The sequence below is a fragment of the Bacillus halotolerans genome, assembly GCF_001517105.1.
GTDB classification, from domain to species: Bacteria; Bacillota; Bacilli; order Bacillales; family Bacillaceae; genus Bacillus; species Bacillus halotolerans.
The window spans coordinates 211,557-224,469 of the sequence record NZ_LPVF01000011.1; the positions used below are offsets into that span (position 1 = coordinate 211,557).

Annotated in this window: 13 protein-coding genes and 1 pseudogene; 10 read left to right on the forward strand and 4 right to left on the reverse strand. The window is 46.2% G+C overall.

Going from position 1 to position 12,913, the window contains the following annotated elements; all coding sequences use genetic code 11:
- Positions 1–450 precede the first annotated feature (450 nt).
- The 10 genes from AU387_RS14765 (at position 451) to AU387_RS14810 (ending at position 10,566) form a co-directional block, all read left to right on the forward strand.
- The gene (locus AU387_RS14765) at positions 451–1,434 is read left to right on the forward strand and encodes a tRNA dihydrouridine synthase (RefSeq protein ID WP_059336032.1); all 984 of its coding nucleotides are present in this window, start codon (positions 451–453) and stop codon (positions 1,432–1,434) included.
- A gap of 251 nt (positions 1,435–1,685) precedes the next feature.
- Complete coding sequence (locus AU387_RS14770) at positions 1,686–2,258, forward strand: GNAT family N-acetyltransferase (RefSeq protein WP_193789272.1); 573 nt, start codon at positions 1,686–1,688, stop codon at positions 2,256–2,258.
- A 114-nt stretch (positions 2,259–2,372) separates the two neighbouring features.
- On the forward strand, positions 2,373–2,852 hold the full coding sequence (locus tag AU387_RS14775) for a DUF6884 domain-containing protein (protein WP_059336034.1): 480 nt from the start codon (positions 2,373–2,375) through the stop codon (positions 2,850–2,852).
- A gap of 2 nt (positions 2,853–2,854) precedes the next feature.
- Positions 2,855–3,544, forward strand: coding sequence for a YfjL-like protein (locus tag AU387_RS14780; protein WP_059336035.1), 690 nt, complete (start codon positions 2,855–2,857; stop codon positions 3,542–3,544).
- Between the two features lie 234 nt (positions 3,545–3,778).
- Entirely contained in the window at positions 3,779–4,780 is a 1,002-nt protein-coding gene (gene acoA / locus AU387_RS14785; protein ID WP_059336036.1) for an acetoin:2,6-dichlorophenolindophenol oxidoreductase subunit alpha, read from the forward strand.
- Between the two features lies 1 nt (position 4,781).
- Positions 4,782–5,810: an acetoin:2,6-dichlorophenolindophenol oxidoreductase subunit beta gene (acoB, locus tag AU387_RS14790; RefSeq protein ID WP_059291633.1), complete on the forward strand. Its 1,029-nt coding sequence runs from the start codon at positions 4,782–4,784 to the stop codon at positions 5,808–5,810.
- Positions 5,811–5,823: 13 nt separating this feature from the next.
- Positions 5,824–7,020 (forward strand): dihydrolipoamide acetyltransferase family protein, encoded by a 1,197-nt coding sequence (locus tag AU387_RS14795; protein WP_059336037.1) that lies wholly within the window; start codon positions 5,824–5,826, stop codon positions 7,018–7,020.
- Positions 7,021–7,038: 18 nt separating this feature from the next.
- Positions 7,039–8,415: a dihydrolipoyl dehydrogenase gene (gene lpdA, locus AU387_RS14800; RefSeq protein ID WP_059336038.1), complete on the forward strand. Its 1,377-nt coding sequence runs from the start codon at positions 7,039–7,041 to the stop codon at positions 8,413–8,415.
- Positions 8,416–8,516: 101 nt separating this feature from the next.
- The gene (acoR, locus tag AU387_RS14805) at positions 8,517–10,334 is read left to right on the forward strand and encodes an acetoin dehydrogenase operon transcriptional activator AcoR (RefSeq protein ID WP_059336039.1); all 1,818 of its coding nucleotides are present in this window, start codon (positions 8,517–8,519) and stop codon (positions 10,332–10,334) included.
- A gap of 52 nt (positions 10,335–10,386) precedes the next feature.
- Positions 10,387–10,566: a small acid-soluble spore protein H gene (locus tag AU387_RS14810; protein WP_010333419.1), complete on the forward strand. Its 180-nt coding sequence runs from the start codon at positions 10,387–10,389 to the stop codon at positions 10,564–10,566.
- Positions 10,567–10,602: 36 nt separating this feature from the next.
- On the opposite strand, the gene AU387_RS14815 is transcribed toward AU387_RS14810, so the two are convergent.
- The 4 genes and pseudogenes from AU387_RS14815 to AU387_RS14830 all read right to left on the reverse strand — a co-directional run bounded on the left by AU387_RS14815 (position 10,603) and on the right by AU387_RS14830 (position 12,903).
- Positions 10,603–10,932, reverse strand: coding sequence for a YnfA family protein (locus tag AU387_RS14815; protein WP_081638253.1), 330 nt, complete (start codon positions 10,930–10,932; stop codon positions 10,603–10,605).
- Between the two features lie 50 nt (positions 10,933–10,982).
- The gene (locus AU387_RS14820) at positions 10,983–11,537 is read right to left on the reverse strand and encodes a YfjD family protein (protein ID WP_269767600.1); all 555 of its coding nucleotides are present in this window, start codon (positions 11,535–11,537) and stop codon (positions 10,983–10,985) included.
- A 10-nt stretch (positions 11,538–11,547) separates the two neighbouring features.
- Positions 11,548–12,102, reverse strand: coding sequence for a YfjD family protein (locus AU387_RS14825; protein WP_082687921.1), 555 nt, complete (start codon positions 12,100–12,102; stop codon positions 11,548–11,550).
- Positions 12,103–12,118: 16 nt separating this feature from the next.
- Positions 12,119–12,903 (reverse strand): annotated as a pseudogene (locus tag AU387_RS14830) (hypothetical protein).
- Positions 12,904–12,913 lie beyond the last annotated feature (10 nt).

Consider the following 12,913-nt stretch of genomic DNA (forward strand, 5'->3'; position numbering starts at 1 on the left):
TGGAGGGGAACAGGGGATCATGTTTATTACCGTTTCACAAAAATTGTACTGTAAAAGTAAACTTCCCATTCTTGTATCAAATAATTTCTCGATTTTTTTCGATAAAAGTCCAAGGATTATTTAGTTCAAACTAATACAATTCAATATCTTAGCAATACTTTTTAACAAATTTGGACAGGGACGCAGAAATAAGTGTGTGATGAGCCCCCCAGCAATTGATAAGAAAATTTTCAGGAACATACAGAAGAAACCTGAATCATGTACCTAAACCTTTGACCCAAACTTTGTCACTTTTTATGTGTGATTAGCAAAGATTTAAATGTTCAAAATTTACTATCGTTTGATAAGAAGTGCTTACACATGCTATAAGTGTAAAAGAAGCATGGTCAGTTTTTTAATTTTGGGATCAAGGTTTGGCCGTATCCCATCATGAAAGGATTTGGATTTATTATGACAGAAAATTTCTGGCGTGAATTACCACGGCCATTTTTTGTACTGGCACCAATGGAAGATGTGACAGATGTAGTTTTCCGGCATGTAGTAAGTGAAGCAGGCAGACCGGATGTGTTCTTTACAGAATTCACAAACTCAGAGAGCTATTGTCACCCGGATGGGAAGGACAGTGTGCGCGGCCGTTTGACTTTTACAGAGGATGAACAGCCAATGGTAGCTCATATATGGGGAGACAAGCCTGAGAACTTTCGCCAAATGAGTATTGGTATGGCGGAATTAGGGTTTAAGGGTCTGGATATTAATATGGGCTGCCCTGTACCTAATGTGGCGGGGAATGGAAAGGGAAGCGGCCTTATTTGTCGTCCAGAGGTTGCAGCAGAACTAATACAAGCAGCAAAAGCAGGGGGATTGCCTGTAAGTGTGAAGACAAGGCTTGGTTACACAGATGTTGACGAATGGCGTGAGTGGCTGACACACGTACTGAAACAAGACATTGCGAATCTTTCTATCCATTTGCGTACAAGATCGGAAATGAGCAAAGTGGATGCGCATTGGGAACTCATCCCGGAGATTAAGAAACTTCGTGATGAGGTAGCGCCAGATACACTGTTGACGATCAATGGGGATATTCCTGACCGTCAAACTGGCTTGAAACTTGCTGAACAATACGGTGTTGATGGGATTATGATTGGCCGCGGTATTTTTACAAATCCATTTGCCTTTGAAAAGGAGCCGAAAGAGCATAGCAGTAAGGAATTACTTGATCTCTTACGGCTGCATCTGGATCTTCATGATAAATATTCAGCATTAGAAGCGCGTCCATACAAGCCTCTTCCTCGCTTTTTCAAAATTTACCTCCGCGGATTCCGTGGGGCAAGTGAATTAAGAAACCAATGCATGAACACAAAATCAACAGACGAAGTGCGTGCATTGCTCGATGAATTTGAGAGGAAGTATCTTGATGGGGCGGAGCCAAAGTAAAAAGTGTTCCAATTCAAGGTGAGAGCGAAGTGGGGACATTAAACTGGTGTGAATGCGGTATTGCGCCGGATTATTCCTGCAAATTTTCATCTCGATATTCAGGGAGACATGCTGCCTAGAAGCTGTTGAAGTATTATAAGAATCAAGATAGCAGGGAATTGTCCTTGCTATCTTTTTTTATCTAAATGGATAAGATAAAATACATGGTAATAACAGGAGATGGTGCGGAAACAATGAAGGGGGAGTTTACGGTGAAAGAATTTCCTATAATTGAAACAAAAAGATTACGTTTAAGAGAAGTAAACTTTGAAGATGCCAAAGATATGCTACCATATCTTTCAGATCAAGATGTTGTTAAGCCGATGGGGTTAGACCCCTTTGAAACAACTAAAGATGTGTGGGAAGAGATCAGGTGGTATAAATCCATTTATGAAAAAGGTACAGGAATCAGATGGGGAATTACCCTTAAAGATTCTGGCGTCGTAATAGGAAGTTGTGGATATCTTAACCGACTTGCAAAACATTATCGAGCTGAAGTTGGGTACGAATTAAGCAAAGATTACTGGAGAAAAGGAATCGTCAGTGAAGCATTAGAGGCTGTCGTCAAATATGGATATAACCACTTGCAGCTGGAAAGAGTTGAAGCTCTTATTGAACCTTCTAATATCCCATCGATAAAACTAGTAGAAAAACAAGGTTTTAGCAGAGAGGGTTTGTTGAGACATTATGAATTCGCTTGTGGTAAATTTGAAGATTTATATATGTTTTCAATGATCAAAGGAGATTTTACAGCTGGTTTGGGAAAAGATAAAAATAAATTTTAACAAATGGCTCTTTCACAATAATGTGAGGAACTAACTGCCCGGGATATGGCAAATAAAACAGGGGCGCTTGTTATTTCAACTATTATATGAAACAGAAATAGGGGGAAGAGAAAAATGAAACGACTATGCATCATCCCCTGCGGCAAGAAAAAAATATGGGACATCCGGCCAGATACAGGTCCGGTAAGGGCGGAAGACGCTTATCTCAGCCCGTTTCATCAGGCGTGCGAGCGATATGCGAAAGCTTTTTTCGACGAGTGGGTCATATTGTCGGCTAAGCACGGATTCCTTCGCCCAGATGATGTCGTACCCGAAAATTACGATGTCACTTTTAGAACCGCTTACCCGGAGATTATGGCAGCGGACGAGCTGCGCCGTCAATTTCACGAAAAAGGCTTTTCCGACATTGAACAGCTTGTTATGCTTGGCGGGAAAAAATACCGAAACGTCCTAAACGCCGTCATTGAAGAACATCAGAATATCAGCTGGCCTCTGTCATCGTACAAAGGCATTGGTTACATGCTTCAAGCGCTGAATCGGGCTGTTGAAGAAAAGCATGAACTGCAGAACGTACAGATGAAGAAAAGAGTGTGAACATGAAAAAACTTGTGGTTGGCGTACTTGCCATTGCATTATTCGGATGCGGACTATTTATCTATCATGTATGTTTCGGTGATCCATTTACGAAAAATACCGCAGAGCAAAAGCTTGTCTCTTATGTGAAAGAAACCTATCCTCAAAAAGAAATCAAGATCACGAATGGGGTATATAACGTTAAAACCTCGGAATATGTGTTTCAAGCAAACACCCAATCTCATCACTATCCGATGTGTACGAAGGGATTTCTCCATCCGAAAGTCACTTGTGATGGAATTGAAGAAGCGTATACCGAATCAGTAGCAAAACACTTAAATGAAGAAGCATCGAAGGAAATCGAAGCAGATCTGAAAAAAGAGGTGCCACAAATCATAAAAACTGAAGCTGCTTTGATTCTTGAAAACGGCCAGTTCACATTAGATACAAAATGGAACAAACAGCTGGCAAAAAAAGCGCCTATGAGTATGGCGATTCAGTTAGATGCCAGCGGGTTATCAAAAACAGATGCCGCGGCGATGGCGGAAACCGTCAGAAAAACGCTTAATCAAAAAGGGTATACATATTTCAGAGGCACGATAGACTGCATGCAGAAGGATGGGGACGGCGGCTTTGGTTATGTAAAATATTCAATTGATTTCACTCCGGAAATCGCCATTCAGAAAAACGATGCAGAGGCATTAGGAAGTTGATAAGATTTCCGAGGAAATAAATATGTCGATCGACGTCAAAAGACCAGGCAGGTGCCCGGTCTTTTTGATTTGGAATAAAACGAGACACATGGTTTCATATCGAGACAAAATGAGACACCTGTCTCAAACTGTCTCATGGTATCAATTATAAAAGACTGATTTTACGGGCATCCAATAGCTGGCACACTTCTTGCATTCATTAAGGCGAACCCTAAATAGAAGGAGGCACACACAATGGAACTGTTAAAACGAGAAGGCTTGTCATTAACTGAGGAAAAAGCGCTGTGGATGTACCAAAAGATGCTGGAAATCAGGGGCTTTGAGGACAAAGTGCATGAACTGTTCGCAGAGGGAGTGCTTCCCGGATTCGTCCATTTGTATGCCGGTGAAGAAGCGGTAGCTGTAGGCGTGTGCGCTCACTTAGATGATGGCGACAGCATTACAAGCACACATAGAGGGCATGGGCATTGTATCGCCAAGGGCTGTGATCTGGATGGCATGATGGCTGAAATTTTCGGGAAAGCGACCGGGCTTTGTAAAGGCAAGGGCGGGTCGCTGCACATTGCCGATCTTGATAAAGGCATGTTAGGGGCAAATGGAATCGTCGGGGGCGGTTTTACGCTCGCATGCGGGTCAGCGCTCACGGCTAAATATAAACAGACCAATAATGTAAGCGTTTGCTTTTTCGGAGACGGAGCAAATAACCAAGGCACCTTCCACGAAGGACTGAATCTAGCGGCTGTATGGAACCTTCCTGTCGTGTTTGTTGCTGAAAACAACGGCTATGGTGAAGCCACGCCATTTGAGTACGCGTCAGCCTGTGATTCAATCGCTGATCGGGCAGCTGCCTATAACATGCCGGGAGTAACCGTGGACGGAAAAGATATTTTAGCAGTTTATCAGGCAGCAGAGGAAGCGATTGAACGAGCAAGAAACGGCGGAGGCCCATCCTTGATTGAATGCATGACTTACAGAAACTACGGCCATTTCGAAGGAGATGCCCAAACCTATAAAACAAAGGATGAAAGAGCTGAGCACCTTGAAGAAAAGGATGCCATACAAGGCTTTAAAAACTATCTGTTAAAAGAGGCGGATGAAAAAAAACTGGCAGACATTGAACAAAGCGTCAAAGAATCGATTGAAAAAGCCGTCTCGTTCAGCGAAGACAGCCCATATCCGAAAGAATCAGAGCTGCTGGCAGATGTATATGTCTCATACGAAAAAGGAGGAATGTAAGATGGCGAGAGTCATAAGTATGTCAGACGCGATCAATGAAGCAATGAAGCTTGCGATGAGAAGAGATGAAAATGTGCTGTTGATCGGTGAGGATGTAGCCGGAGGAGCGGCAGTCGATCATTTGCAGGATGACGAAGCATGGGGCGGCGTATTAGGCGTCACAAAAGGGCTCGTTCAGGAATTTGGACGGAGCAGGGTGCTGGATACGCCCATTTCTGAAGCGGGCTATATGGGCGCCGCTATGGCTGCGGCATCAACAGGGCTGAGACCGATTGCGGAACTGATGTTTAACGATTTCATCGGCACGTGCTTTGACCAGGTCATTAACCAAGGGGCAAAATTCCGCTATATGTTCGGCGGAAAAGCGCAAGTGCCGATTACCGTCCGCACCACATACGGAGCGGGTTTCCGGGCTGCGGCACAGCACTCCCAGACGCTGTACGGCCTTTTCACAAGCATTCCGGGGCTGAAGACGGTTGTTCCGTCGAATCCGTATGATGCCAAAGGTCTGCTGCTTGCGGCGATCGAAGACAACGATCCGGTGTTCTTTTTTGAAGACAAAACGTCCTACAACATGAAAGGGGAAGTGCCGGAAGAGTATTATACAATCCCGCTCGGAAAAGCGGACATCAAACGCGAGGGCGGCGACATTACGCTGTTTGCGATCGGCAAGCAGGTCAATACCGCACTCGAAGCGGCAGCACAATTATCAGAAAAAGGCATTGAAGCCGAAGTTCTTGATCCGCGCAGTCTGTCTCCTCTGGATGAGGAAGCAATTTTCACATCGCTAGAAAAAACAAACCGGCTGATCATCATTGACGAAGCCAATCCGCGATGCAGCATAGCCACAGATATAGCCGCGATTGTGGCCGACAAAGGCTTTGATCTGCTGGATGCGCCGATTAAGCGGATTACAGCGCCGCACACACCTGTGCCGTTTTCGCCAGTGCTTGAAGACCAATATTTGCCGACACCAGATAAAATCGTCAGCGTCACGCTTGAATTGCTTGGCGAGCCGGCAGTGAATTAAAGGGGGGACACATATGGCGGTCAAAGTAGTGATGCCAAAGTTGGGAATGGCCATGAAACAAGGAGAAGTATCGATTTGGAACAAAAAAGTGGGAGATCCGGTTGAAAAGGGAGAAAGCATCGCCAGCATTCAGTCGGAGAAAATTGAAATGGACATCGAAGCGCCTGAAAAGGGCACGCTGATTGATATTAAGGTGAAAGAAGGGGAAGAGGTTCCGCCCGGTACGGCCATTTGCTACATCGGGGACGCTAATGAATCGGTACAGGAAGAGGCGAAAGAGCCAGCCGCTGAAGCTAGCAGGCAAGCCAATCCCCCGCCTCCTAAACAGGAGAACAAACCCGCAAACACTAAAAAAGACAGACTGAAAATTTCTCCAGTCGCCAGAAAAATAGCGGAAAAAGCAGGGTTAGACCTGAAAAATCTGAAAGGCACGGGACCGGGCGGACGAATCGTAAAGGATGATGTCACAAAGGCGCTTTCTGAACAAAAAAGGGAACAGGCTGAGCCAGTTTCCGAACAAAAGGCGCAGGAAACGCCAGTTACAGGCATGAGAAAAGTGATCGCGTCCAGAATGCAGGAAAGCTTGGCAAACAGCGCCCAGCTGACGATTACAATGAAGGCTGATATCACTAAGCTGGCAGCTCTTCAAAAACAGCTTTCGCCGACAGCGGAGGAACGGCACGGCACGAAATTGACGATCACTCATTTTGTCTCAAGAGCTGCGGTGCTCGCTCTCCAATCACACCCTATGCTGAACAGCTTCTACAAAAATGAGCGCATTATCACACATCCTCATGTTCATCTCGGAATGGCTGTTGCTCTTGAAAAAGGGTTGGTTGTCCCTGTCATTCGTCATGCTGAAAAACTGCCGCTGATTGAGCTGGCCAAAACCATTTCAGAAAACGCCAAAAAAGCACGCGAGGGACGTGCGGGAAGCGAAGAATTGCAAGGCTCGACCTTCTCAGTCACAAACCTTGGCGCATCCGGCGTGGAGCATTTTACACCGATATTAAATCCGCCCGAAACAGGCATTCTTGGCATCGGAGCAAGCTATGACACACCGGTTTTTCAAGGAGAGGAGATTGTCAGAGGTACGATACTGCCGCTCAGCCTGACGTTTGATCACAGAACCTGTGACGGCGCTCCGGCAGCTGAATTTCTGAAGGCGATCAAAACATATTTGGAGGAACCGGCAGCGTTAATTTTATAGAAAAGCAGGTGAAACGACATGACATTAGCCATTATCGGAGGGGGACCAGCAGGCTATGCGGCAGCAGTCTCAGCGTCACAGCAGGGAAAAAAGGTGCTGCTCATTGACAAAGGCTCGCTTGGAGGAACCTGTTTGAATGAAGGCTGCATTCCGACGAAGTCTTTGTTAGAAAGCGCAAATGTGCTCGATAAAATTAAACATGCCGGGCGCTTCGGAATTGAGCTTCCGCACGGTGCAATATCGGTTGATTGGGACAAAATGCAGAGCCGAAAACAGCAGGTTGTCAGCCAGCTTGTCCAAGGCGTACAGTACTTAATGAAAAAAAATCAAATACAAGTCGTGAAGGGGGAGGCCTCCTTTCTTTCTGACAAGAAGCTCTTGATCGAAGGGGAGAACGGAAAAGAAATCAGAGAGGCTGAACAAATATTGATTGCTTCCGGATCAGAGCCGATCCAGCTGCCCTTTGCCCCGTTTGACGGCAAATGGGTGATCGACAGCAAAGATGCACTCGGCCTTTCTGAAATTCCCGGTTCGCTTGTGATTGTCGGCGGCGGTGTGATCGGCTGCGAGTATGCCGGATTGTTCGCCAGACTTGGATCGAAGGTGACGATCATTGAAACGGCCGGCCAGCTGATCCCGGCAGAGGACGAGGATATCGCCCGTCTCTTTCAGGAAAAGCTTGAGGAAGACGGAGTTGAAGTTCACACCTCCTCCCGGTTAGAGCGTGTTGATCAAGCAGCCAAAACGGCGATATGGAAAAGCGGACAGCGTGAGTTTAAGACAAAGGCCGATTATGTGCTGGTGGCGATCGGCAGAAAACCTCGTCTGGATGGATTACAGCTTGACCAGGCGGGAATTGATTTTTCCCAAAAAGGTATTCCCGTAAATGAGCAGATGCAGACCAATGTTCCTCATATCTACGCATGCGGGGACGCGATCGGTGGCATTCAGCTGGCCCATGCTGCTTTCCATGAAGGGATCATCGCTGCTTCACACGCTTCAGGACGCGACGTCAAAATGAATGAAAAAAACGTGCCCCGATGTATTTACACATCGCCGGAAATCGCATGTATCGGATTGACGGAAAAACAGGCAAGACACGTTTACGGAGATGTACAGATTGGTGAATTTCCTTTTTCCGCAAACGGGAAGGCGCTCATCAAACACCAAGCGGAAGGAAAGGTCAAGATCGTGGCGGAACCGGAGTTCGGCGAAATCGTCGGAGTCTCAATGATCGGACCGGATGTGACCGAGCTTATCGGCCAGGCGGCTGCCATCATGAACGGAGAAATGACGGCGGATATGGCAGAGCATTTTATCGCGGCCCATCCGACACTGTCGGAAACGCTGCACGAAGCATTGTTAAGCACGATTGGGCTTGCGGTGCATGCATAACAAGAAAAGCTGGCGAATGCGCCGGCTTTTTTATGTTGAAAGCGCTTTATTTTTCCCCTACAATAGATGAAAACGGCGTGTAAGGGAGGAACGATCAAGGAATGAATTCGATCCCGAACGATTTGCAAACCTGGAAACGTTTTGTGAAAGACGGCGTGCTGGACGAAGCCCGAATAAGAAAAAGGATAGCCGAATCCTGGCACCGCTGCAGAAAGGCTGAGGTTAACCCCTATTTAGAAAAAGGCCCGAAGGTTTTGCAGCAAACGGAACTGGATCAGCAGTCAAACAAGCATTCATTCTTTCTGTCGACCGCAATGCCTTATCTGGAAAAACTGCTGCCCGCAATAAAAGAAATGGAAATGATGGCGCTATTAATTGATGCGGACGGCGTGGTGCTGGCGCTTGACGGCCATCGCCGCGCGTTGCATGAAGCCAAACGCATTAACTTTGTCGAAGGCGCGTGCTGGACAGAAACGGCGGTTGGCACAAATGCAATTGGAACGGCGCTTCACATTAGCGAGCCGGTTGTCATTCAAGGATCAGAGCATTATTCTGTCGCCTCCCATCACTGGAATTGCTCAGCAGCACCAATTCATTATGAGGACGGCAGTCTTGCGGGGGTGATTGATATCTCTTGCCCGGCAGCGCACGCACAGCCAAATATGCTCGGCATTTCCGCGGCCATTGCCTTTGCCGCGGAAAGGGAATTGGCAGCCAAAAGCAGGGAGAAAGAGCTTGAACTGCTCAGCCGCTTTGCCGATAGGGCAGCGTCCCGTGTGCCGATCGTGCTTTGCAATGCCAAGCAGCACATCATCGGCGCAAGCCTGCCGATACGAACGTCAATACCGGATTGGCAAGGCCGGCATCTTTATGAGTTGAAGGAAAGAGGTTTTACGATCGAAAAAGCGGTCACCATGGGGAACAGCGCCACTTGTTTTTATTTATCGGAACAAAAGAAAAAGCCGGCCTTTCGATTCAATGGAGTCCTCGGACAAAGCAGGCAATCGCAAGCGATGCTCAAAAGCCTTGAACGAGCGGCCGCGGCTGATGCGACAGTTTGCCTGTCGGGTGAAACCGGCACGGGCAAGGAAGTCGCGGCCCGCGCGCTTCATGAAAACAGCGACCGTAAGCACGGCCCGTTTGTAGCCGTGAATTGCGGAGCGATCCCGTCGGATTTAATCGAAAGCGAGCTGTTCGGCTATGCAGAAGGGGCTTTTACAGGAGCGAAACGAGATGGTTACAAAGGCGCCTTCCAAAAAGCGCATCAGGGCACCTTATTTCTAGATGAAATCGGAGAAATTTCCCACTCGATGCAGGTGGCGCTTTTACGGGTGCTTCAGGAACGCAAGATTACACCGGTCGGCGGGACAAAAGAAATTCCGGTTGATATCAGAGTGATTGCTGCCACACATTGTGATTTGCGTGAACTCGCAGAAAGCGGAAAAATCAGAGAGGACCTGTTTTACCGCCTTCATGTTTACCCGATTCAGCTTCCTCCGCTGCGGAACCGTCTCGAAGATATTGAGACCCTCTTTGCGTACTACACACAGAAAAATGGATGGCCGGGAGAGCTTCCGCCTGCCTTTTTGGACGTACTGAAGCAATGGAAGTGGCCGGGGAATATTCGCGAGCTGTTTAATGTCTTTGAACGCCTTTCCATCAGGTTTCCGGACGGACGGCTGAGTGACGAGCCGCTTTCCTTATTGCTCGAAGCGTCGGGCTTGCCGATCGGCCCCGTAAAAGAAAAGGAGGCTGAAACAAAGGGGCTTAATCTCCGTGAGCAAATTCAAAAAGATATCCTCATCAATGCGCTTGAAACGGCAAAAGGAAACGTCTCCCAAGCTGCGAAAATCAGCGGCATTCCGCGCAGCACCTTCTACAAACGATTGAAAAAATTTAATATGACCGCTGGATCATAAAGCATACTTCTTTCAAGAAATGGAAACGTTATGGGTGAAGGAGGGTGTTGAGATGAATATACAGAGAGCGAAAGAAATCGTGGAATCACCGGATATGAAGAAAGTAACGTATAACGGAGTTCCGATTTACATTCAGCATGTGAATGAAGAAACCGGAACAGCAAGAATTTATCCGCTGGACGAACCGCAGCAGGAGCATGAAGTGCTGCTGAACAACTTAAAAGAGGATTAAACAAACATGGCCCGCTTTCATAAGCAGGCCATTTTGTTATGCTCGCGGCGCAAATAAGATCACACAAACGCCGATCAGACAAATCAGTGCGCCGATCCAGTCATACAGATCAGGAGTTTTCCGATCGACAAGCCACCCCCAAAAGACAGCTAGTACGATGAACACTCCTCCATAAGCGGCGTATACACGGCCGAAGGAAGGGAAGGATTGAAACGTCGGGAGAATGCCGTACACAATCAATATCAGTGCCCCGGCTGCCCCGTATCCGACGGGCTTCGCTTCTCTCAGCCACAGCCAAATCAAATAGCCTCCGCCAATTTCAGCAAGTCCCGCCGCGAGAAATAAAAGAATGGTCATCAGCATCACGCACACCCCTCAAACTGCAGTTGTATTTCATTATAAAGGAGCGAGACGCGTTAAAGCTTCGGATTCTCTTCAAATTCCTTCAAATACACACTGCGCTGAATCTCCGTAAATTGGCTGATCCAATTGTTTTTCGCCTCTTCCGTCATATGGGGCAGCATATAGCGTTCAACCGCTTCGAAAAATAATGGATTAGCTATGATGTTCCAAGTCGGAATGCGAACGATCTTGCCGTCATTCCTCTCAATGATAATATCCTCAAAGAAAATCCCTTTCAAACTGTATTGATGGCGCCCCATATAAATGTGCTTGATTTCAGTAAAAGGCACGCTGCGTTTTTTTGTGAAAATCTTCCCATCAGGTCCTTGTTTGATACGAAAAATAACATGTCCTCGGCTTGTGAACGCTGGTAAAACCATAGAAAATGTGATCAAGCCATAGACAATTGCCATCAATCCGCCACCTAAATAAAGCAGAGCGTATTTGGATTCGAACGTAATGGCTTCTGACACCAGCCATACGCCTGCAATCACGGCGCCTCCAGTTGCGAGAAACAGCCAGATTCTGAAAAACATTCTGCTTTTGACTTCGATATCATGTGATTCCAATGTGCTGCTCCTAAAGCTTCGGATGATTCTCAAATTCTTTTAAATACACATTGCGCTGAATCTCTGTAAACTGACCGATCCAATTCGTTTTCGCTTCATCATTCATATGTGGGACAATATAACGTTCAACCGCTTCAAAAAACAAAGGGTTCGGAATGATATTCCAAGTAGGAATGCGAATCGTTTTGTGGTCAGTTGTTTGAATTATGACATCTTCCTGAAAAATCCCTTTTAAGCGGTATTTATTGCGATTCATTTCAATTTTCTTGATATCGGCAAATTTCACAGCTGCTTTGTCAGTGAATATCTCACCATCTTTTCCGGTTTTAATACGGAAGATGATATTTCCCCTAGGGGTAAAGGCAGGAAAAAAGATGATAAATAAATATAAACAAAACAAGGTGAATAGAAAACCTGCTGGAATGGCTAGGAGATAATATTTCGTTTGAAAGGTAATCCCCATATAAAACAGCCATAAACAAGCAAGCCCCATACCGGCAGATCCGACAAAAGCCCATATTCTCAGGAACATTCTGCTTTTGACTTCGACTACTTGATTTTCCAATGCTCTTCTCCTTTTATCAATTCAGATTCTCGTTCGGTTTTGAAATGATTTGATTTACAACATCCTTATGAGCAGCCATGACAGTAAATTCATTCTGGGTGATACCCGTTACAAGCCAAGTATGGCGGGTGCCGGGCAGGATAAAAGCCATGTCATCCACTTCCGGTGCGTTATCTTTATCGTAAGACAGGCGCATCAGCGTATCCATCTTTCCTTTACGTAATGACAAATCATTTATAAACCGGGTAATGTCCTCTTGGTAGTCGTGCTTTCCAAGGAATTCCTTCAGGTATGAGGGAGTCTCGGAAGCACCTTCCAGAAGTGCTTCAAATTCTTTTGATGTCAAAGTCAGGATAGATTCGCTTTTATCCTCGGTATCTATTATATTTAAAAACTCAGCTGTTTTTGTAAGTAATCCGTCACTTGATTCCATTTTTTTATGCTATGTACTTGCTCATCAAAAAGAAGCTCATGGGAGTAGGTGCCGAATTTTGAAACATGGCAGGAAACATTCCGTTCGCTGCCTTGCTCGTCAAACTTGGAAAGCTTCACTGTATAGTCCGCGTCATTTAATACGTGGATAAACGGGCAGTACTCGTCCTTTAACCTGTATTGATGATTCCGATATTCAGCAGCATCCTTCGCCAAAAGCGAACGGCAGGCCGCTTCAAATAAAAATCCGAGCTGCTCATCCTCTATTTCAGGAAAATAGGCTTGCTTGAGTGACATGCCCTGTTCAAAAAAGCCTTCGCTGTAAAAACAAAATATGAGCTCTTCTAAGCTGATCGTAAACTGATTCATGATTTATTCT

Excerpts from the sequence above, each read along its gene's own strand:
- acoB (WP_059291633.1), top strand. The coding sequence starts at position 4,782 with ATGGCGAGAGTCATAAGTATGTCAGACGCGATCAATGAAGCAATGAAG.
- acoA (WP_059336036.1), top strand. The coding sequence starts at position 3,779 with ATGGAACTGTTAAAACGAGAAGGCTTGTCATTAACTGAGGAAAAAGCG.
- lpdA (WP_059336038.1), top strand. The coding sequence starts at position 7,039 with ATGACATTAGCCATTATCGGAGGGGGACCAGCAGGCTATGCGGCAGCA.
- AU387_RS14775 (WP_059336034.1), top strand. The coding sequence starts at position 2,373 with ATGAAACGACTATGCATCATCCCCTGCGGCAAGAAAAAAATATGGGAC.
- AU387_RS14765 (WP_059336032.1), top strand. The coding sequence starts at position 451 with ATGACAGAAAATTTCTGGCGTGAATTACCACGGCCATTTTTTGTACTG.
- acoR (WP_059336039.1), top strand. The coding sequence starts at position 8,517 with ATGAATTCGATCCCGAACGATTTGCAAACCTGGAAACGTTTTGTGAAA.
- AU387_RS14795 (WP_059336037.1), top strand. The coding sequence starts at position 5,824 with ATGGCGGTCAAAGTAGTGATGCCAAAGTTGGGAATGGCCATGAAACAA.
- AU387_RS14780 (WP_059336035.1), top strand. The coding sequence starts at position 2,855 with ATGAAAAAACTTGTGGTTGGCGTACTTGCCATTGCATTATTCGGATGC.
- AU387_RS14810 (WP_010333419.1), top strand. The coding sequence starts at position 10,387 with ATGAATATACAGAGAGCGAAAGAAATCGTGGAATCACCGGATATGAAG.